This window comes from Sphingobium sp. PNB (assembly GCF_019873065.1).
Lineage (GTDB): Bacteria > Pseudomonadota > Alphaproteobacteria > Sphingomonadales > Sphingomonadaceae > Sphingobium > Sphingobium fuliginis.
The window spans coordinates 15,118-35,323 of sequence record NZ_JAINEZ010000057.1 but is presented as its reverse complement, the minus strand read 5'-3'; the positions used below and the strand labels follow the sequence as shown (position 1 = coordinate 35,323).

The window sequence follows — 20,206 nt, the reverse complement described above, 5'->3', positions numbered from 1 at the left end:
GACGCCTCACACTCTGGAATGATGGGGGTCAATTTTAGACGCCGATCACCCCGCTAAGGGGGTCAATTTTGCACGCCGCTCCACAATAGAACAAGCATCGGCAGCGCGATTTCCCACATGACGCACAAATAGCTGCATTGTCACTATTATATCACATCAAAGGAGGAGGAACGGCCATTTGCCAGGGGTCGCCTCTCGGTCAGTGGGCGGGAGATTTGCTCCTCCATGTTGCGCATGACATAGGTTCCTGGATCGTCATGTGACATGCACCGAAAGCTTTCGATCAATGCGCCGCATCGGGATCAACTGCGTGCGTGGGTCGCGATGCAAGCCAGATGATCGATGCCGCGCAGGCGAAGAAGAAAGCGGCAAGGACGAAAGTCTGTCCGGTCGCCCGCGCGAAGCTTTCCAACTGGAGGCATATCGATCTTGCGCCAGAATCACAGACTTTGCTCCGATTTTGAAGGCAATCTTATCCGACACCGCCGGATCATTCCGCGCGGGCGGGTACCGGGACAATGATGAAATGATCGTGGACTTGCCGCTGGTCGGGTGTCTCCAGCGGCTCTCGCAGGCTGGTCTGGAGTTCACCAATGGTTTGCGCCGGCAAGGGGAGGGGATGTTCGTCTGGATGGGTTGACGCTTCATGCCCATAGTCGCGCCCCGGCTCGGACGTCATCTCGATATGAGCTCCCATGACGGCGCAGATCGGATGCTTCGCCGCGAAGGCTGCCAGCCGTTCGATGCTGGCGCGATTGTCGGCCATGAAATTTACCGGCACGTAAAGGCGGCCGGGATAGAGCGTGTCGCCCGACAACAAGATCTTGAGGCGAGGGTCGTAGATCATGATCGCGGCGGCCTGATGCCCTGGTGTTGCGATGACGCTGAGCGCGCGATCGCCCAGGTCGAAATTGGCAACTCCCTCGGGCCAATGGGAGATGCCGAAAAAGCTGGCCACGTCCGATGGCTTCAGCCCGACGACGGTCGTATCCGGGCGGTCACGGAAGGCGGCGTCTCCGGCAACATGGTCGCCATGGCTGTGGCTATGGGCGACCACGAGCGGGATCGAACGGCGTCCGTGAGCGGCCAGCCACTGGGCGACTAGCCGGTCGACTGTCGGCCTGATGCGGCCGCCTTCGGCCCCGCTGTCGATCAGCAAAGCCCTGTCGCGCCCGAAGAGCAGATAAAGGAAGGGCGCTTCGAAATTGGTCTTGACCGACTGGCGGATGACGAAACTGTCCTCGTCGAGTTGCTGGACCTGGGTGAAGGGCTCCTGCGGCAGCGTGCCGTCGATCCACTTTTCCGCGAAGAGCTTCGGCAGCGCTACGCAAGCTGCCTTCAGGTCCGGGGCATATCCCGAGCCGCTCGCCATCAGGAGCGCCGCACTCAATCCAAGGGCCCGTACCCGTCGAACCCTGCGCGCATCAGCGGCCATGGCTCTTTCCCTTTCATGCAAGGCAGCATTGCGATGATCCTGCGCGCTCGCCGGGGCGCCATCCTTTCGAAATGGCGCCCCGGCAGCATCATCAGATCAATATTTGAAGCGTGCTTCGATGCCGAAGGTGCGCGGATTGATCACGGTCTGCTTGTAATAGCGCAGCACCACTCCATCGTTGAGGCCTACGCGCGAGCGGTCATTGGAGACGGAAGCCACCGCATATTTGTCGAAGATATTGTTCGCGAACAGGACGAGGCTGTAACGGTCCGTCTCATAGGCCAGCGAGGCGCGGTGCAGCACATAGCCCGGAAGCTTGTCGCCATAGGCGCGGTCCCAGCCCAGCCGCGTCACGACATTGCCGCGATAGGTCGCTGTCCAGTCCGCTACCAGGTTCCCGGCCATGAACGGCATGGTGTAGGTCGCGCCCAGGCTGCCGCTGTTCTTTGCAGAGCCTGGAAGGCGATCACCCGATAGCGCGTCCAGCTGAATGGGTGAACTGGGATAGGTTCCCGCCGGGTCGTTGACCGCGATGATCCCCGGAACATCCTGGGTCAGCTTGGCATCGGTGTAGGAATATGTTCCCTGGATCGACAATCCTTCTATCGGCTTGGCCTGGAACGACGCTTCGAAGCCCTCCGACTTCGCCTTGCCGCCGTTGACGGTGATGCCTACGATGCCGTTGATGGTGGCAGAATCGACCTGAATACCTTTCCACTTGATCTGGAAGACGTTGAAATTGAACGTCAGCTTGCGATCCAGAAGCTGGGTGCGGATGCCGAGTTCCGCGTTTTTCGTGGTGTCCGGGCCATATTGGATTTCATTGGGCAGCGCGCACACATTCTGCTGCGTTAGATCGAGTGGCAGGACGCAAGGCGCGACCGTGTTCGGCCCTCCGATCCGATAGCCCTTGCTGTAGGTGCCATAGACCATGATGTCTGGCGTGAAGTTGTAGGAGCTGTTAAACTTCCACACCCAGCCGCTCTTCTTCGACTTGCCGCCGGCAGAAGGAAGATCATAGGGGCTGACCGGATCGCCGAGCAGTGGAAGTACCGCGCGTCCGCTGACGTCCGACGTATAGCCGAAATAGCGCACGCCTGCCGTCACCTGCCATTCGGGTATGATCCTCAACGTGCCTTCACCGAAGACTGCTTTCTCCGTCACTTTTGACTTGTTGAAGCTGTTATACTCGACCTCCTCGGGGTTGGGCTGCGTTCCGAATTCCACCCAGGGATGATTCGGAACATGTTCGGTATATTCGCGCAGCCGCTTCTGCTGATTGTAGAAGCCGCCCAGCACCCAGTTGAACGGACCGCCATGGCGGGAAACGAAGCGGACTTCCTGGTTGAACTGCTTGCGGCGATCGTGGCTTTCGTTCCAGCTCGAAAAAGCGGGGAAGGATTCATAGCCATAATCGAGATCGAGCAGAAGGTCGGTATTGTCCGTCCGATTGTCGTTCTTGACATCGGTATAGGCAGTTGTCGAAACAAGATCGGCAATGTCCGCGAGGTTGGCGTTGATTTCCATCGCTCCCAGGTGCGCGCGGCGCTTCACCGGCTCGATATAACGCGCCGCACTTTGATATTTGCCCGTTCCGAGCACGCCGTCGCTATTATATTGACCTCCATCGGTCTTGGTCTGCTGGAACGCGTAGGTGAAGTTGACCTTTAGATCCTCGCTGATCTGGAACAGCAACTGGTTGCGGGTGGTGAAGGTCTTCTCGAAATTGAGGTCCTTCTCCTTTCTCAGGTTCGCGGCATAGCCGGCGGGCGAGATGCTCGTCGGACCATCCGGCTGGGGCAGCGAAACGCCGGGCGTCTGGAGCAGCAGCGGATAGTCGATGAAGCCGGGATCGTAGAAATAGCCCGTGGCCGACCGGAAGGCGATATGATCCTTGACGATCGGGATGTTGATGACGCCGTCGACCTGATAGCCCAGCTTGCCGCTGTGGCCCTTGCCGTAAAGGCGGCTATGCACCTCGCCCTCGATCTTGTCCGTGTCGGGCCGGTTGGGGATATTGCGGATCGCGCCCGCCAGGGTGCCAAGGCCATAGAGTGTCCCCTGCGGCCCGAGCAGCGTTTCGACGCGCGCGATGTCGAGCAATTTGAAGTCGTAATAGAGCGGAACCTCGCCCAGATAGACGCCCAAGGCCGTGTCATAGGAATTGCCGGTGGAACTGGAATCCGAAGCGTTGAGGCCGCGAAGCACGATCGTTCCGGTCGAGCCCGGGCCCGTGTCCGATATGGTCACGCCTGGCGTAAAGTCGGCAATGTCGCGCACGTCGTCGATCCGCTGCCGGGCGAGCTGCTCCTGGCCGACGGCGCTGATGTTGATCGGCACGTCCTGGATCGAAACCGCACGCCGAGTGGCCGTCACGACGATCTCGTTGCCCTCGCCGCCTGCACCGTCAGCACCATCCGCGGCGCCTTGAGCGAAAGCCGAAGTGGTCCCAACGCCCATAAGAATGGTCGCGCCAAGCAATGTATTGCGAAACAATTTCATAGTCACTTCGACCCCCTTGCAGTTGAGCCCCAAGTGACATCCTTCTCCCTGGCGCTCTGGCTAGGCCGGCACCTTGTCGGCCGGTTCCCGGCCAGTCGTCATTGTCATGCCATGATGTGCATGGTCTTTTGCAACCGAAGCGGCTGCAATCATCATTTGATCTGTTCGAGCGCCGTGCGATGAACCGGCAAGGTCACAATGCCGCGCATTGCTGGCGACCGGCGCCATAGCGCCTGAGAGAGCAGCATTGCGAGCCGTTCTTCGATTCACGAACCCTCACTTCAAGCCGGCGACTGCCCGGCTAATCTACCCTTTTGTTGCGCCGCTTCGACGAGCGGTCGATCAACTATACGGTATGGATATTACGTAATGGGTCAAGCGTAATAATTTCGCACTTGCTCAGTATGACTGCAATCGTTGGGTGCGGCGCACAATATGGCGGTTTTCTTACGATGAAGACCGATTCCAATATTGGTGGGAGGAATGGCGGCGGGACCGGAGTGGGAATTATGTGGGACCATTCGGCCCCGAATCGCAAACCCCGACCAACGGATCGACGCTGCCCGCTGTCTATCCGTCAAAATAACGCAATCTGGTCGATTCGCGGGGAAGGGCCGGTCATCGGCGCGGTCGCTCAGCCGGCCCGACGGCGGGTGTCAGGGCGCTGGACCCCGGATTTCCGCCACGATGGAGAGTATTACCTAAAACTTTAAAGGTAATAATTCTTGGTGGACAGACCCGTGCTGCTTTGCAATAGTGTTTGCCGAAAGGGGACGAAAGAATGATCCGAATGTTCCGCAATGCAGGCCGGGCTGCTCTGATGGCTGGAGCGCTTTTGCTTGTATCCTGCTCGCCAGCGCCGGACGCCCCCTCCCAGCCGAAGACAGAGTTCAACATCGGATGGTCGATATACGCTGGCTGGATGCCGTGGCCCTATGCCCAGCAGGCTGGAATCGTGAAAAAGTGGGCGGATAAATACGGCATCAAGATCAATATCGTTCAGGTCAACGACTATGTCGAATCGGTGAATCAATATACCGCCGGCAAATTCGATGGCGTAACGGTGACCAATATGGACGCCCTGACGATTCCGGCCGCCGGGGGGAAGGATACCAGCGCGATCATAGTCGGTGACTATTCGAACGGCAATGATGGCATCTTGCTCAAGGGCGCCGACAATTTTTCAGCGATCAAGGGCAGGCAGGTCTATCTGGTCGAACTTTCGGTCTCCCACTATCTTCTCGCCCGCGCGCTGGAGAAGTCGGGGATGAAGCCCACCGACATCAAGACCGTGAACACCTCCGACGCCGATATCGTCGGGGCCTTTTCCAGTCCGGATGTCACCGCGGCGGTCGCATGGAACCCGCAGCTTTCGGTCATGAAGGGACAGGCCGGGGCGAAGGAGGTCTTCAGCTCGGCCCAGATCCCCGGTGAAATACTGGATCTGCTGGTGGTCGATACGGCGACCCTGAAAGCCAATCCGAATCTGGGCAAGGCGTTGACCGGCATCTGGTTCGATACGATGGCGCTGATGAAAAGGCAGGACGCGCAGGGCAAGGCGGCACGCGCGGCCATGGCGAAGCTGGCGGGCACGACACCCGAAGTGTTCGAGAGCCAGCTGGCGACCACGCATCTCTATGCCGATCCCAAATCCGCCGTGGCGGCCACATCTGCCCCCGCACTTGTTCAAAGCATGGCGCAGGTGCGGGATTTCAGCTTCGCCCATGGCCTGTTCAAGGGCGCGGCCTCAGCCGATGCCGTCGGCATGAGCTTCGCCGGCGGGAAGACGCTGGGCGACGCGCAGCATGTGACGCTGCGGTTCGACGAAAGCTTCATGAAACTGGCGGCCGACGGAAAGCTTTGAGCTGCCCCGATCGATCCACTCTGTAGGACGATGATGATATGCGCTGGGTGAATCGACATGTCAGCCGAGGCGACCGGCTGCTGCTGGGGGCGGTGCCGATCCTGCTGCTGGTCCTGCTCTATCTTTTCCTGGCGGCTCAGCGCCACGCCGCCAATCAGTTCGACAAGATATTGCCGTTGCCCGACGGCATGACGAAGGCGATGTCCGGGCTGCTTTTCCAGCCGGACCAGCTGACGGGACAGCTGCTATTCTGGGCGGATACGCTGGCGAGCCTGGAGCGGCTTGGCATCGGTTTGGGCATCGCGACGCTCGCGGCGCTCCTTGTGGGGCTGGTGCTCGGCATCCTTCCCCCTGTGCGGGCGACCTTCGGACCTTTGGTAACGGGCATCGCCGTGATCCCGCCCATCGCGCTGCTCCCTATCCTCTTCATCGCCCTGGGCCTGGGGGAAACTGCCAAGGTCGCGCTCATCGTCATCGGCATAGCCCCTGTCATGGTGCGGGACATTGCCGCGCACGTCGCTGCCCTGCCGCGCGAGCAGATCATCAAAGCGCAGACGCTGGGGGCGAGCAGCTGGCAGATCATGATAAGGGTGGCGCTGCCCCAGGCCATGCCGCGCCTGCTTCACGCCGTACGCCTGTCGCTGGGGCCGGCCTGGGTCTTCCTCATATCGGCCGAGGCGATCGCATCCGACATCGGACTTGGCTACCGCATATTCCTCGTCCGCCGCTATCTCTCGATGGATGTCATCATTCCCTATGTCGCGTGGATCGCGCTGCTGGCCGTGGTGATGGATCTTTCCCTCACTTTCCTCAGCCAGCGCCTGTTCCCCTGGGCCCACGGAGTCAGCCATTGAGCGCGCTTCTCTCTCTTCGTGATGTCTGGATCGAATATGGCGAGAAGATCGTGCTCGAACGCGTGACGATCGATATCGAGGAAGGGTCTTTCGTGTCGATCATCGGCCCTTCGGGCGCCGGCAAAAGCAGCCTGCTGCGTCTCATCCTCGGCCAGGAAGCGGCGACGCGGGGTTCCATCCTTCTCGACGGGATGCCGCTGACGCCTGAATGCGGACCCGATCGGGGCGTCGTGTTTCAGCGCTATTCGGTATTTCCCCACCTGTCGGCCTTGCGGAACACGGTTTTCGGGCTGGAATGCGCCCAATCGCCGCTTCTGGCGCGCCTGTTCGGCAGGGCTCGCAGCGCGGCGGTGGAAGAAGCCACCGAAATGCTGGATGCCGTCGGCCTTGGCGACAGCCTTCACCTCTATCCCGCACAGCTTTCGGGCGGCATGCAGCAGCGTCTGGCCATTGCGCAGGCGCTTATCAAGCGCCCCCGCATCCTGCTGCTCGATGAACCGTTCGGCGCGCTGGATCCGGGTATCCGTTCCGACATGCACCGGCTGATCACCCGGCTTTGGCGCGACTATTCGCTGACGATCATCATGGTGACTCACGACATCCACGAAGCCTTCAACCTGGGGACGCGGGTCCTGGCGCTCGACAAGCGCCGTCACGACCCGCACGCCCCGCACCGCTTCGGCGCGACGGCTGTTTACGACCTCGCCCTGCGCAAACGCGCGAGCGACGCGGCCGGGGAAGAGGCGATAGCCGCGCCGGAAAACGGCGACCGGCATCATGAGGAGAAGATTGGACATGGGTAGCGAATCTGCGGGCCTTGCAAGGCTGAGCATGAGCCTGCCGGCGGACCTGTTCCGGCAGCTCGACATGATGGTGGAGGAACGCGGACTGCCGTCGCGTTCGCAGCTCATCGCCGAACTCATCCGTCATGCGCTCGCCGAACATGAAGCCTTTACCCGGCCCGACGAGATGTTGGCCGGCACCATCACCATCGTCTATCGCGGCGACCGCGGCCGCGTGCGGCATCAGCTTGCCCAGACGCAGGCGGACTATCTGAAGGAGGTCATCTCCTCTCAGCATGTCTTTCTGGAGGATGACCAGTCGCTTGAGGTGCTGCTGGTGCAGGGGCCTGCCTCGCTGCTCAAGGAACTGTGCGATGCGCTTCGGCGGGTGCGCGGCGTCCACCAGCTCCAGCTCGTCACCACAACCGCCCTGCTGCCGCCGCTCTATGAACAGGAATCCAGCAAACAGACCAAGGGAGTGATGGCATGACGGCCCTTACCAACCCCACCGCCGCCCGCGACCATGCCAGAGCCAAGGCCGGGACCGCGGTGGAAGCCATGCCGGTGTTGCCGCCGGTGGCCAGCGACCTGCCGGACGGCGTGCCCGCGGACGATCTTCTGTGGGAAGAGACGATCGCGGCGGGCGGCTATGCAACGCGGCGTTTGCCGCGCGGCGCCCGCCTGCGGCTGATCGACCTCAAGGGCGATGCCTGTGCTTCGCTCCTCATCTTCAACGCCGAACTGCCGACCGAACGGCTCAACGTCGCCGATACGGTGAAAGTGCAATGGAACGCCTATCTCGGCTCGGGCAAGCTGCTGCTGTCGGACATGGGCCGTGTCCTCATGAGCTTTGTCGAGGATGGGGCGGGAACGCATGACGCCTTCTGCGGCACCTCCAACGCTGCGACGAATGCGGCCAAATATGGCAATGGGGCCAATAGCGGCCCGACGCCCAGCGGACGCGACCGCTTCCTGCTCGGCGTCGCCAAACACGGTCTCCAGCGGCGCGACGTGCATCCGTGCGTCAACCTGTTCAAGGGGGTGCGGATCGAAGCCGACGGAGCGATCGTGCCGCAGTTGGGCCCCTTTGCCCAGGCGCGAAGCCTGGTGCTGCGCGCCGAGATGAATGTGATCGTGGTGATCGCGAACTGCCCGCATGTCCTGGACCCGCGCGAGGATTGGACCGTGACGCCGCTTCGCGCGACGGCCTGGCGCGGTCCGGTCACTCCCGCCGACGATGCCATCCGCACCGCCACTCCAGAAGGCCTGCGCGCCTTCGAGAATGTCGAAGACTATTTCCGCCGTTAAAAGGAAAACGCCTCAATGAGCGTCGATATTCACTTGTCCGGCCTTCCGGGCACTGTCCTCCATGACGTGATCGTGCCGGCGCGAGCGCCCTGGCTGCATCATGTCGCAGCCGGCCAGACCCTGCGGATCGTCGATCTGGAAGGGAATCAGGCGGTCGATTTCCTCCTCTATTCCGCGCAGGACGATGCGGAGCGTTACAGCGCGCAGGACACCGTCGCGGCGCAAGGCAATCTCTTCCTTCGCGAAGGCGCGGTGCTGCGTTCCAACGAGGGGCGGGCGATGATGACGATCACCGCCACGTCCGTCGATTATCACGACACCATCGGCGGCGCCTGTTCCTGCGAATCCAACACGCTTCGCTACGGCCACCACACCAAGGCCGAACATGCCTGCGTCGAAAACTTCCTGGAGGCGAATCTGCGCGAAGGCCGGGGCAAGCGCGACATTGTCTCCAACATCAACTTCTTCATGAACGTGCCGGTGGAGGCCGACGGATCGCTGGGGATCGTCGATGGCATCTCCGCGCCCGGCCTGACCGTGGACCTGCGCGCGGAGATGGATGTCATCGTGGTGGCTTCCAACTGCCCGCAGATCAACAATCCGTGCAACGGTTTCAACCCGACGCCCGTGCGCATGATTGTCGCCGCATGAGGTTCGATACCGTCCTCATCGCGAATCGCGGAGCGATCGCCACCCGCATCATCCGCACGCTGCGCCGGATGGGCCTGCGATCAGTCGCGGTCTATTCCGAAGCCGACGAGGATTCGCTCCACGTCGCACTGGCCGACGAAGCGGTCTGCATTGGCGGCGCGCGCGCCTCGGAAAGCTATCTCAACATCGAGGCCATATTGGATGCGGCCCGCAGGACGGGCTCTGGCGCCATTCACCCCGGTTACGGTTTCCTCGCTGAAAATGTCGAGTTCGCACAGGCTTGCGCGAAGGCCGGGATCATCTTCATCGGCCCCACGCCGGACAATATCCGCACCTTCGGCCTGAAGCACAGCGCGCGCGAGCTTGCCGCCGCGCACGATGTTCCGCTCGCGCCCGGCACGGATCTGCTCAGGGACGAGGCGCAGGCCGTACTCGCCGCTCGTGAGATCGGTTTCCCCGTGATCCTCAAGGCGACTGCGGGCGGCGGCGGCATCGGCATGCGCGTCTGCGAGGACGAGGCCGCCGTCCGCGAGAGTTTCGCCGCCGTCGCTCGCCTGGGCGAAAGCAATTTCGGCGACGCGGGCATCTTCCTGGAACGCTACATCCGGCGCGCACGGCACATCGAGGTGCAGATATTCGGCGATGGCGAGGGGCGCGTCCTGCCGGTGGGCGAACGGGACTGCTCGCTCCAGCGCCGCAACCAGAAAGTGGTCGAGGAAGCGCCTGCGCCCCTGCTGCCCGACGCGGTGCGCAGCGCGCTGATCGCTGCCGCCACGCGGCTGGGCGAGGCCGCGTCCTATCGGTCGGCCGGAACGGTCGAATTTCTCTATGATGCGGAACGGGAAGAATTTTTCTTTCTGGAGATGAACACCCGCCTTCAGGTCGAACATGGCGTCACTGAAGAAGTGATGGGCATCGATCTTGTCGAATGGATGATCCGCGGCGCTGCCGGAGACTTCTCCTTCCTCGACAGGGAGCCGCCGCGTCCCAATGGCCATTCCGTGCAGGTGCGCCTCTACGCCGAAGATCCCGCGCTCGACTATCGCCCGACCTCCGGCACGCTGACGGCGGTCGCGTTTCCGCCCGACATTCGCGTCGAAACCTGGTGCATGGCCGGCAGCACGGTCAGCGCCTGGTACGATCCGATGCTGGCGAAGCTGATCGTGCACGCGCCCACCCGCGCCCAAGCCGTATCCGCCATGCAGGCGGCACTGGACCAAAGCCGTATCGACGGGATCGAGACCAACCTGCGCTGGCTTCGGGAGGTGGTGCGTTCGTCTCCCTTCGTCAGCGGGGAAGTCTCGACCCGCGTCCTCGACGGCATCGCCTTCCATCCGCGCAGCATCCAGGTCGTCAGCGGCGGCACGGCGACGACCGTTCAGGATTGGCCCGGCCGGCAGAAACTGTGGGCCGTGGGTGTTCCGCCATCGGGCCCGATGGACGACCAGTCGTTCCGGCTGGGCAACCGGCTGCTCGGCAATGCCGAAGGCACGGCTGGCCTGGAAGTGCTCCATACCGGGCCGACATTGACCTTCAACGCGCCAGCGCGCATCTGCCTGACCGGCGCTGATTTCGACGCCAAGCTTGACGGAACGCCGGTGCCGCGTGGCGTCGCCTTCGACGTGGGGGAGGGGCGGACGCTTAGCCTTGGCCGGGTGAGGGGCGGCGGCATACGCGGCTACATCCTCATGGCCGGCGGCCTCGACATCGCGCCCTATCTCGGCAGTCGCAGCACCTTCGAGCTTGGCCAGTTCGGCGGACATGCCGCGCGCCGGCTGCTGGCTGGCGATACGCTGCATCTGGCCGGTGACGGGGTCGGGCCTGCCTTGCCGGAAGTCGCGCTGCCGCCCTTGACGAATGAATGGACCTTGCGCGTGCTCTATGGCCCGCACGGGGCGCCCGATTTCTTCACCGACGAGGATATTGAGGAAATCGTGACGGCGGAGTGGCAGGTCCACTATAACAGCAATCGTACCGGCGTCCGGCTGATCGGCCCCAAGCCCCGCTGGGCGCGCACCGACGGCGGGGAAGCCGGCCTGCACCCGTCCAACATTCACGACAATCCCTATGCGATCGGGGCCGTGGACTTCACCGGCGACATGCCGATCATATTGGGTCCGGACGGTCCTTCGCTCGGCGGCTTTGTCTGTCCCTTCGTCGTGATCGCCGCCGATCGCTGGATCATGGGTCAGCTGGCGCCCGGCGACAAGCTGCGCTTCGTGCCGGTCGATGTCGAGGATGCGCGCGCGGCGGATTTGCACCAGCGCGGGCTGATCGCATCGGGTACGGCGCTTGGGGGCGGACCAGCCCGGCCCATCGGCACGCTCACCCCCATCCTTGCGGAAATCCCGGCCACCCCGGATCGCCCGCGCACGGTCTATCGCCAGCAGGGCGACCGCAATATCCTGGTCGAATACGGCCCCATCGTGCTGGACATCGAGCTGCGGATAAGGGCGCATGCGCTGATGGCCGAGCTGGAAAGGCTCGATCCTGCCGGGATTGTCGACATCGTGCCCGGAATCCGCTCCCTCCAGTTGCATTTCGACGGGGAGATCATGGATCAGCGAGCCGCCCTCGACATGCTGATGGCGGCGGAGGAGCGGCTGGGCGATCTGGCGGACTTCGTCGTCCCGTCGCGTATCGTCCACCTGCCGCTCAGCTGGCGCGATCCGGCCACGATCGAGACGATCGAGAAATATATGGGCGCCGTCCGCGCCGACGCGCCCTGGTGCCCCGACAATATCGAGTTCATCCGGCGGATCAACGGCCTTCCCGATGCCGCGGCCGTGGAGAATCTGATCTTCGAGGCCAATTATCTCGTCCTGGGCCTGGGCGACGTTTACCTGGGCGCCCCGGTGGCCACGCCGGTCGATCCGCGGCATCGGCTGGTCACCACCAAATACAACCCCGCGCGCACCTGGACGCCGCCCAATGTCGTTGGCATCGGCGGGGCCTATATGTGCATCTACGGCATGGAAGGGCCGGGCGGCTATCAACTGTTCGGCCGCACCATCCAGATGTGGAATACCCATCGACAGACCGACGCCTTCACGGAGGGAAAGCCCTGGCTGCTGCGCTTTTTCGACCAGATCCGCTTCTATCCTGTAAGCGCGGACGAACTCGTCGAATGGCGGCGCGATTTTCCGAGCGGCCGACGCTCGATCAGGATCGAGCCGTGCGAATTCCGCCTCTCCGATTATCGCGCTTTCCTTGCCGACAATGCGAAGTCGATCGCGGAATTTGAGGCGCGACGACAGAGCGCCTTCGATGAGGAGCGGGCCGAGTGGCAGCGGAACGGCGAATTCGACCGCGTCGCTCATCTATCCGAAGCTGAGCAGCCGCAACCGGACGCCGTGGAAATTCCCGATGGCGCGGATCTGGTCGAAGCGCCGTTCGGCGGCAGCCTGTGGAAACTGCTCGTTGGGCCCGGCGACGAGGTCGATGCCGGCGAAACGATCGCGATCATAGAGGCGATGAAGATGGAATGTGCCGTTCACAGCCCGGGCGCGGGCAGGGTCGAGGCGCTCTATGTGCAGGAGCGGCAGTCGCTGCAGCCCGGTGCGCCGATGATGGCGCTGAGGAGGCACGCATGACCGCGCCAGCCGGGGACCGGCTGAACCGCCGCAGCGTGTCGATGATTGCCGATGCGGTCGGGGCGGGGCGCATGAGCGCCGTTGCGGTGGCCGAAGAGACGATCGCGCGTCTGGCCCTTTATGACGCGGTTCAGCCCCAGATTTGGATCAGCCGGGTCGCGCCGGACGCCCTGATCGAGGCCGCCCATAGGGTCGATGCGCGGGTGGCGGCGGGCGAAACCTTGCCGCTGGCCGGCGTCCCCTTCGCCGTGAAGGACAATATCGATGTCCGGGGACTCGATACGACCGCGGCCTGCCCCGCCTTCACCTATCGGCCGAAGGCTTCGGCCACGGTCGTTGAGCGGCTGATCGCGGCGGGTGCGATCTGCGTCGGCAAGACCAATCTCGACCAGTTCGCCACAGGACTGAACGGCACACGAAGCCCCTATGGCAGCCCCAGAAACGCCTACAACCTGTCCTATGTCAGCGGCGGCTCCAGCTCGGGTTCCTCGGTCGCCGTGGCGGCGGGACTGGTTGCCTTCGCACTCGGCACCGACACCGCAGGATCGGGCCGCGTTCCGGCCGCTTTCCAGCATTTGATCGGGTTCAAGCCCAGCAAAGGCCGGTGGAGCAACAGCGGTCTCGTGCCAGCCTGCCGCACGCTCGATTGCATCACCGCCTTCACGAGCGACACGGCGGACGCCCGGCTGGTCGATTCCGTCGCGGCTGGCTTCGATGCGGCCGATCCCTATTCCAAACCGCTTGCCGACCGGCCGATCGGGCGCAAGAGGATCGGCGTCCCCCGCCGCGACCAGCGCGCCTTCTTCGGCGACGCGCAGTCCGAATATCTTTATGATCGGGCGCTCGACAGGCTCTCCACCGTCGCCGAACTGGTGGAGATCGACTATGCGCCGCTACAGGAAGCGGCGCAGCTCCTCTATGGCGGCCCTTGGGTGGCGGAGCGGACCGCCGCCATCGCGGACCTGCTTGCCGACCATCCCCACGCGATAGACCCGACCGTGCGTGAAGTCGTCGAGCCGGGACTGGAAATAAGCGCCGTCGATCTGTTCAACGGCATCTATCGGCTTGCCGAACTCAAGCGTCACGCCGACACGCTTTGGAAGAGCATCGACCTGCTCGCCTTCCCCACCACCGGCACGACCTATCGGGTGGCGGAACTCAAGGCCGCGCCGATCGCGCTGAACAGTGCCCTGGGCTTCTACACCAATTTCGTGAACCTGCTGGACATGGCCGCCGTCGCCGTGCCCGCCGGCATAAGGTCGAATGCGACCGGGTTCGGCATCACCCTGATCGGTCCTGCCGACAGCGATGTTGCGCTGCTCGACGCCGCCGACGCCTATATTTCGGCCGCGGATATTCCGTCGCCGCCACCGCTCGATCTGGAGGGCAAAATGGAAACCGTAAAACTCGCTGTAGTCGGCGCTCATCTGAAGGACATGCCGCTGCACTGGCAACTCACTTCCCGCGACGCGAAGTTCGTGGGCGCTTTCGAAACGGCACCCAACTACCGCCTCTACGCGATCGCGAACAGCGTGCCGCCCAAGCCTGCGCTCGTGCACAGCGAGGACGGCGGATCGATCGCGCTGGAGGTTTACGAGCTTGGCATCGCCGAGTTCGGCAGCTTCGTGGTCGAGGTGCCGGCGCCACTTGCCATAGGCACGGTGACGCTGGCCGACGGCAGCAGCGTCAAGGGCTTCGTCGCAGAGCCGCGCGCGCTGACGGGAGCGGAGGACATCACCGCCCTGGGCGGATGGCGCGCCTATATCGCGCAACGCGCCTGATCTTCGCAAGGAAAGGGCAAGGCATGAAAAGGCTCAGGAGATTGATCATGACAGTGGCGGCGGGATGTGCGGCTTCCATGGCCCATGCGGAGCAGGTGATCGAGGTGCCGGGCTTTGCGGACTTCCTGGCGGTCGACGGCGACAGCGTCTGGGCGACCAATGCCGGCCGGGTCGAGCGCTGGTCGCGGCAGGGCAGGCTTGCCGCCGTGGCCATGTCGAAACCCTGCGGCGCCATGGCCCTGTCCGACGGAGCGCTCTGGGTGGCCGATTGCCAGGAAAATGCGCTCATAAAGATCGATACGAAGACCGCGCGGAAGACTGCCACCATTCCCACCGGCATCGCCAATCCCAAGGGCGAGCTGAATGTGGTCGCCGGTGCCGGATCGATCTGGGTCGCCAGCGATCAGAAGGGCGTCGTATCCCGCGTCGACCCGGCGACGGAGGCGGTGACGGCGACCATCCCCGTCAATCCCGGCACCCATTATCTGGCGTTCGGTTTCGGATCGGTCTGGGCGGTCAGCAGCGAGAGCCGCTCGATCCAGCGCATCGACCCCGCGACCGACAGCGTCGTCAAGACAACGGCACTGGGCAAGGAGCCGGGTTTCCTTGCGGCCGGGGAAGGCGGGGTCTGGGTTCAGGAGCAGGGCGACGGAACGGTCGTCCGCCTCGACCCGGAAACTGGCGACGCGGCTGGCCGGGTGAAGGTCGGCGCAGTGCTGAAATGGGGCGACATCGATACGGGCGGCGGGCTGGTGTGGTTGCGCACCACGGAGGATCAGACCTTTGTCGTGATCGATCCCAAGTCGATGGCGGTCAGGGCGCGAGTGGGGAAAGCGGAAGGCAGCGGCGCGCTGCGCTTCACGGATTCAGGCATCTGGACGTCCGCGCATGACGTGCACACGCTGACCTGGTGGCCCGATCCGGCGAAGCTGGCGAAATGAGGCGTCCGCGGCGCATCAAGCGCCGCGGAGCAGATTCTCAGCGGGCGGAAGCCATCTGGACGGGCGACTTATCGCCAGCCTTGGCAAGCCGGGCTTCGATCTGGGCGCGGATGTCGGCCGCAACCGCTGTGCGACAATCCCGCGCCTTGGATTCGAGAGCGAGGTGCACGCCCGCCATATGATCGCCGCAAACGGCCCGCGCCGCCTGATCCATGCGGATGGCGAGGCTCTGCTGGCCAGAGGCGGTAGAGAGGTCCAACCCCTTGAGGTCGAGGATCGCGGTGTCCTGAGCGAAGGGATTGCCGCCGGTAGTGCCAGCGATTGCCGGGGTCGCGAAGGCGAAAGCCGCCAGGCACATGAGCCCAATCTTCATCATCTTCTCCTGTGCGAAAAACGAGCACCGCTCTTCGGCGGCTGGCGCGTAGATAAGCCCGGGAGAGAAAACTTACAATATCTATTCCGAATATGTTCTTTTATTACTTATAGCCATAGCGGTTATTACTTCGCCCTGACCACCAGCATCGCAAGGTCATCAGCATGACCGAGCAGCCCGATCGGCAGATCGGCTTCATGGCTCAATCCCTCGACCGCGACCGTAACCGTTCGCGCCATGGGAGCGGACCAGGACCGGACGGTGCTGACCGGCAAGCGAACCCGCCAGTTATGGCGGCCTTCGACCGGCACGATGTGGCCATTGACGCTGACCTTTGAAGCGGCATCGTCGCGACTGCCGGAAATCAGCAGGCAGTTTTCCGACCGAAACTCCACCAGACGGGTCCGCGGGGAGGAAGCGGCGGCGGCCGGCTGCACGAACCCCGCAGCCATGGCCATGCAGAAGACGAATGTTCCAGATCTGGGCATGGTCGCGCGCTCCCTTTCAGTCGATGGAAATGCCGGATCGTTCGAAGAAGCGTCGAACGGGTTCCAGGACCTGCTCATGCCGTTTCCACCGCGCAACCGCGTCGCGGTAGATCGGCCGGCGGACCTGCGCCGCGCTGGGCGTGGAAACCGGCGCATCATTGGTGTGGAAGGACAGGCACTCATCCGCCCATTCCAGACCGCAATGGGCGAGCAGGCGGCGGCTCTGGCCTTCCTGGTCCGCCACAAGATCCTCGTAGCGCAGTTCGATGACCCGCCCCGGCAGGACTTCGCGCCACAGGGCCATCAGCCGGTCGAAGCGGACGTAGTAAGCGGCGATATCCAGAAGGTCGTAGCTATAGTCATAATAGCGCGAATTGACAGCAAAGAGATTGCGGAAGTTGCTGAGCACCGTGTCCATCGGGTGGCGACGGAGGCAGACGATGCTGGCTGCCGGGAGGGCCTGCGCAATAAACCCGGCATAGTGGAAATTACCCGGAAACTTGTCGATGAACCTCCGGCCGGGGTCGCGCCGGTGATGGCTGGCGCGTTGCAGGAAGTCGCGGCCGATCGCGCCCATGTCGCTGACTGCAGCCGTGGCGATCGTCTCCGGGTCCATGACCGTGGGCGTGCGCGTGCCTGCCGCCTTCTTGACGGCGAGCGGCATCGCTTGCAGTTCGCCAGCGCTTTCGACGTCGGGGTGAGACGAGAGAATGCGGTCGACCAACGTCGTGCCGGTGCGCGGCATCCCTATAATGAAGATCGGCGCATCGCGGGGGGCGTCGTCCGCGGGAGCCGTAGCGATGCTCGGCCAACTCGCCTCTATCGCGTCGAAGGTCGCGGCATCGCGGGCAAATTCGTAGCGCAACGTGCGGCGATGCTCGGCATTGACCACGCAGAGCCGTTCCAGTGCTTCTTCCGGGCGGCCGAGATCTTCGAGTTCTTTCGCCAGAGCATAGCCTAGCAGCAGCCTGCCCCGTCCGTCTCCGGTCGTTGAGTGAACCTTCGCCAGGCGCTCGACATGATTATGCCCGGCTGACTGCTTGCGCAGGCTGGAGAGAAGGTGATGGGCACGGGCATCATCCGGCGCGAGGGCGATCAACGCCTCCAGCGCGGCTTCGGCTTCCTCCGTCCGGCCGAGGAAGTTGAGCGTCACGGCCTGGTTGTAGCGGAACTGCCTGTTCCCGGGTTCGAGCCGCACCGCTGCCGAAAAATGACCGAGCGCGGCCGGGTGGTCGCCCAGGCGGGCATAGACGCAGCCCATCGTGTCGCGGCTCAGGGCATCGCCGGGCAGGGCCTGCTCTGCATCCTGCAGCACGGCGGCGGCGTCCCCGTCCTGCCGTACCAGAGTGAAGAGCTTGGCAAGCTGCGCGCGATATTCGCCTTGGGGATCGAGTTCGACCGCGCGGCCGAGATGCTGGATGCCGGCATGGACGCGGCCGATGCTCGATTCTGCGACGCCAAGGAGGAAGTGACCTTCGGCATCGCCGGGATTTTCCGACACCAGCGTCGCGGCCAATCGCTGAGTGGCATTGATATCGCCCCGGGCGAGCGCGCTGCGCGCTGCGATGGCCTGACCGGAGCGGGCCGCCATCATGCCGCGGCCTTTGCTCCCGCAGCGTCCCGGTCCAGATCATCGGCCGGGCTCGCCTCAGCGAGTGCGCCGCGTGGCTGCTTGGCTGCGCGCCAGACCTTGAATTTCTCGATCATCGGCGCGAAGGGGAACATTGTCTGCTCCCGGATGGTCAGCCGCTTGCGATCGTCCTGCCCGACGAGAATGCCCTCGCCCTCGCGATATGTTCCGAAGATGCGATCCAGCAGGATCAGCGAGTTGCCGTAATTGCAACGCGTGCTCTCATAGTCGGTGGAATGGTGCAGGCTGTGATGCCTGATCGTCGTGAAGAAGAAGGAGTACCAGATCGGGGGGTCGGCGCGCACATTGGCATGGGCGAAGACGGAGATGACGCCCATGGTGTTCAGGGCTGCGAAGATGGCCGTCTTGTCGAAATCGAACAGCGCGACGACGCTCAGGCTGATCAGGAACAGCTCGATCGGGTTGCCGACGGCGCCCTTGGCCGCATTAAGCTGGGTGATATGGTGATGCGGCGCATGGGTCAGCCAGAAAGGCGTCCAATTGTGCATCAGCCGATGCATCCAATATTGGCCGAATTCGATGAGGAAGATCACCATTGCGACCTGCGCCAGCCAGGGCAGATGGCTCGCCCATGCCGTGGTCAGCCCCAGCGAGGCCTTGAGGGCGACCAGCGGTTCCTCGGCCAGTTTCTGCGTCAGCCAGGCGATCACGGTCGCGCTGAGGACCGAATAATAAAGGTCCGTCAGGAACTCCCGCCTGTTCATGCGCCAGCCGGCATGACGTTCGTGCACAGCCTCCAGCAGCAGGATGGCGATCACGATGAGGGGAGAAGTCACGGTGAGAGCCCAGGGATGCTCGACCAGAGACCTTGGTCCGAACGCCCAGAAGCTGAGGACGACCGCGATCATGGCAGGCGGGATCAGGTTGAATAGCCGGTCTTTGAGGCTGGTTTCCATGCCGCAGCTCCTGTCAGTGCATTCACACTGCGCTGCGCTGCGTCATGAAGGGAGGTCGAAAATCCCGATGAAAGCCATAGACTGGATTTATGCCCGTTGCGCACGCACGCGCCGGATGACCTCATCCCAGAAGAGCTGCGTGGCTGTGTCCCGCGCCGGTTCCGACCGGGCGAGCAGGAAGATGTCGTAAGCGGGCTCGAAATCCGCGAACAGCATGGGCCATAAACGGCCGCTTGCAACGTCACTTGCAGCAGCGGCGGTGGGAAGGAAGCCGATCCCTACGCCCATGTTGATAAGCCGCCGCGCCTCGTTGATGTCTTCCGCGAGGCCGCTCACCACGGTGCCGAGCCGATAGCGCCGGCGCAAATGGGTGATCGCCTCTATTTCATCATCGCCGGTCAGGACGAAACCCTGATCCTTCAACTCGCCCAATCGGCTCACCCGATAGCCGAAATAGGGGCTGCTGCGCGAACAATAGAGCTGCTGACGCTCGATCAGCAGCGGTTCGTACATCAGGCTTCCGCGGACGCTGCTGTCATAGCCCACGCCGATCTCCACCTCGCCCTGCTCCAGCGCATCGAGAAGCTGGCGCCAGGGAGAGACGCGGATTTCGATGTGGATGGCCGGATTGCGCCGGTGAAAGCTGGCAATGGCTTCGTCGAACTCGGCGGACACCAGGCCGGACACGATCTGGATGCGGACGATGCCCTCGACCCGCTTGGTCGCCTGCGCAATCACATGGGGCATCATCCGGGCGGATTCCAGCATGTCCTCGCACAGCGCCATCATCGCCTTGCCGGCCGCGGTCATCTCCACGCCGGTGGCGGTGCGGTGGAGCAGCGCCGTCCCGACATGGTCCTCCAGCCGCTTGAGCGCCGCGCTGATGCTGGGCTGCTGCCGGTTGAGCCGTCGCGCCGCCGCGCCTATGCCGCCGGCGCGAACGATATCCACGAAGGTCCGCATGAGGTTCCAATCGACCCGGCTGGCAAATTTCCTGTCGATCAGCGGCGTTCGATCGTTCATGCGCGTGCTGCTTTCCTGGAAGATATAGCGGCTCTTCATAGGCGGTGGACTGCTCCGCTCATAG

At 63.3% G+C, this 20,206-nt stretch carries 16 protein-coding genes; 9 read left to right on the top strand and 7 right to left on the bottom strand.

Annotated elements, in window-relative coordinates:
• Positions 1-490: 490 nt before the first annotated feature.
• Both K7W03_RS17910 and K7W03_RS17905 read right to left on the bottom strand, forming a co-directional pair.
• Entirely contained in the window at positions 491-1,435 is a 945-nt protein-coding gene (locus tag K7W03_RS17910) for an MBL fold metallo-hydrolase (protein WP_048575580.1), read from the bottom strand.
• 96 nt (positions 1,436-1,531) lie between these two features.
• Positions 1,532-3,937, bottom strand: a complete 2,406-nt coding sequence (locus K7W03_RS17905; protein WP_048575579.1) for a TonB-dependent receptor — start codon at positions 3,935-3,937, stop codon at positions 1,532-1,534.
• A gap of 781 nt (positions 3,938-4,718) precedes the next feature.
• Between K7W03_RS17905 and K7W03_RS17900 the strand changes: the two genes are divergently transcribed.
• From K7W03_RS17900 to K7W03_RS17860, 9 genes are read left to right on the top strand one after another with little or no spacing between them, the layout of a single operon-like run.
• Positions 4,719-5,801 (top strand): putative urea ABC transporter substrate-binding protein, encoded by a 1,083-nt coding sequence (locus K7W03_RS17900; protein ID WP_065846353.1) that lies wholly within the window; start codon positions 4,719-4,721, stop codon positions 5,799-5,801.
• Positions 5,802-5,839: 38 nt separating this feature from the next.
• On the top strand, positions 5,840-6,655 hold the full coding sequence (locus K7W03_RS17895) for an ABC transporter permease (protein ID WP_044660832.1): 816 nt from the start codon (positions 5,840-5,842) through the stop codon (positions 6,653-6,655).
• Positions 6,652-7,458, top strand: a complete 807-nt coding sequence (locus K7W03_RS17890; protein ID WP_044660831.1) for an ABC transporter ATP-binding protein — start codon at positions 6,652-6,654, stop codon at positions 7,456-7,458. Before K7W03_RS17895 ends, K7W03_RS17890 begins: the two co-directional genes overlap by 4 nt.
• The gene (locus K7W03_RS17885; protein WP_025546584.1) at positions 7,451-7,927 is read left to right on the top strand and encodes a CopG family ribbon-helix-helix protein; all 477 of its coding nucleotides are present in this window, start codon (positions 7,451-7,453) and stop codon (positions 7,925-7,927) included. Before K7W03_RS17890 ends, K7W03_RS17885 begins: the two co-directional genes overlap by 8 nt.
• Positions 7,924-8,745 (top strand): urea amidolyase associated protein UAAP1, encoded by an 822-nt coding sequence (locus K7W03_RS17880; RefSeq protein ID WP_065846354.1) that lies wholly within the window; start codon positions 7,924-7,926, stop codon positions 8,743-8,745. Before K7W03_RS17885 ends, K7W03_RS17880 begins: the two co-directional genes overlap by 4 nt.
• 15 nt (positions 8,746-8,760) lie before the next feature.
• Positions 8,761-9,396 carry an urea amidolyase associated protein UAAP2 gene (locus K7W03_RS17875; RefSeq protein ID WP_065846355.1) on the top strand — a complete coding sequence of 212 codons (636 nt, stop codon included), beginning with the start codon at positions 8,761-8,763 and terminating at the stop codon, positions 9,394-9,396.
• On the top strand, positions 9,393-12,989 hold the full coding sequence (gene uca, locus K7W03_RS17870; protein WP_222886957.1) for an urea carboxylase: 3,597 nt from the start codon (positions 9,393-9,395) through the stop codon (positions 12,987-12,989). The genes K7W03_RS17875 and uca overlap by 4 nt, the downstream gene beginning before the upstream one ends.
• Positions 12,986-14,770: an allophanate hydrolase gene (gene atzF / locus K7W03_RS17865; protein ID WP_222886956.1), complete on the top strand. Its 1,785-nt coding sequence runs from the start codon at positions 12,986-12,988 to the stop codon at positions 14,768-14,770. Before uca ends, atzF begins: the two co-directional genes overlap by 4 nt.
• A 23-nt stretch (positions 14,771-14,793) precedes the next feature.
• Positions 14,794-15,711 (top strand): YncE family protein, encoded by a 918-nt coding sequence (locus tag K7W03_RS17860; protein WP_222886955.1) that lies wholly within the window; start codon positions 14,794-14,796, stop codon positions 15,709-15,711.
• 37 nt (positions 15,712-15,748) lie between these two features.
• On the opposite strand, the gene K7W03_RS17855 is transcribed toward K7W03_RS17860, so the two are convergent.
• The 5 genes from K7W03_RS17855 to K7W03_RS17835 form a co-directional block, all read right to left on the bottom strand.
• Positions 15,749-16,087, bottom strand: coding sequence for a UrcA family protein (locus K7W03_RS17855; RefSeq protein WP_413469340.1), 339 nt, complete (start codon positions 16,085-16,087; stop codon positions 15,749-15,751).
• Between the two features lie 122 nt (positions 16,088-16,209).
• Positions 16,210-16,572, bottom strand: a complete 363-nt coding sequence (locus K7W03_RS17850; RefSeq protein WP_222886954.1) for a hypothetical protein — start codon at positions 16,570-16,572, stop codon at positions 16,210-16,212.
• 16 nt (positions 16,573-16,588) lie between these two features.
• The gene (locus K7W03_RS17845) at positions 16,589-18,166 is read right to left on the bottom strand and encodes a tetratricopeptide repeat-containing sulfotransferase family protein (protein ID WP_222886953.1); all 1,578 of its coding nucleotides are present in this window, start codon (positions 18,164-18,166) and stop codon (positions 16,589-16,591) included.
• Positions 18,163-19,119, bottom strand: a complete 957-nt coding sequence (locus K7W03_RS17840; protein ID WP_222886952.1) for a sterol desaturase family protein — start codon at positions 19,117-19,119, stop codon at positions 18,163-18,165. Before K7W03_RS17840 ends, K7W03_RS17845 begins: the two co-directional genes overlap by 4 nt.
• Before the next feature lie 87 nt (positions 19,120-19,206).
• Complete coding sequence (locus tag K7W03_RS17835; protein WP_025546599.1) at positions 19,207-20,142, bottom strand: LysR family transcriptional regulator; 936 nt, start codon at positions 20,140-20,142, stop codon at positions 19,207-19,209.
• Between the last annotated feature and the right edge of the window lie 64 nt (positions 20,143-20,206).

Bases quoted from the DNA above. Each gene is read 5' to 3' on its own strand.
- K7W03_RS17910 (WP_048575580.1), bottom strand. From the start codon at position 1,435: ATGGCCGCTGATGCGCGCAGGGTTCGACGGGTACGGGCCCTTGGATTG.
- K7W03_RS17905 (WP_048575579.1), bottom strand. From the start codon at position 3,937: ATGAAATTGTTTCGCAATACATTGCTTGGCGCGACCATTCTTATGGGC.
- K7W03_RS17900 (WP_065846353.1), top strand. From the start codon at position 4,719: ATGATCCGAATGTTCCGCAATGCAGGCCGGGCTGCTCTGATGGCTGGA.
- K7W03_RS17895 (WP_044660832.1), top strand. From the start codon at position 5,840: ATGCGCTGGGTGAATCGACATGTCAGCCGAGGCGACCGGCTGCTGCTG.
- K7W03_RS17885 (WP_025546584.1), top strand. From the start codon at position 7,451: ATGGGTAGCGAATCTGCGGGCCTTGCAAGGCTGAGCATGAGCCTGCCG.
- K7W03_RS17880 (WP_065846354.1), top strand. From the start codon at position 7,924: ATGACGGCCCTTACCAACCCCACCGCCGCCCGCGACCATGCCAGAGCC.
- K7W03_RS17875 (WP_065846355.1), top strand. From the start codon at position 8,761: ATGAGCGTCGATATTCACTTGTCCGGCCTTCCGGGCACTGTCCTCCAT.
- uca (WP_222886957.1), top strand. From the start codon at position 9,393: ATGAGGTTCGATACCGTCCTCATCGCGAATCGCGGAGCGATCGCCACC.
- atzF (WP_222886956.1), top strand. From the start codon at position 12,986: ATGACCGCGCCAGCCGGGGACCGGCTGAACCGCCGCAGCGTGTCGATG.
- K7W03_RS17860 (WP_222886955.1), top strand. From the start codon at position 14,794: ATGAAAAGGCTCAGGAGATTGATCATGACAGTGGCGGCGGGATGTGCG.
- K7W03_RS17855 (WP_413469340.1), bottom strand. From the start codon at position 16,087: ATGATGAAGATTGGGCTCATGTGCCTGGCGGCTTTCGCCTTCGCGACC.
- K7W03_RS17850 (WP_222886954.1), bottom strand. From the start codon at position 16,572: ATGCCCAGATCTGGAACATTCGTCTTCTGCATGGCCATGGCTGCGGGG.
- K7W03_RS17845 (WP_222886953.1), bottom strand. From the start codon at position 18,166: ATGATGGCGGCCCGCTCCGGTCAGGCCATCGCAGCGCGCAGCGCGCTC.
- K7W03_RS17840 (WP_222886952.1), bottom strand. From the start codon at position 19,119: ATGGAAACCAGCCTCAAAGACCGGCTATTCAACCTGATCCCGCCTGCC.
- K7W03_RS17835 (WP_025546599.1), bottom strand. From the start codon at position 20,142: ATGAACGATCGAACGCCGCTGATCGACAGGAAATTTGCCAGCCGGGTC.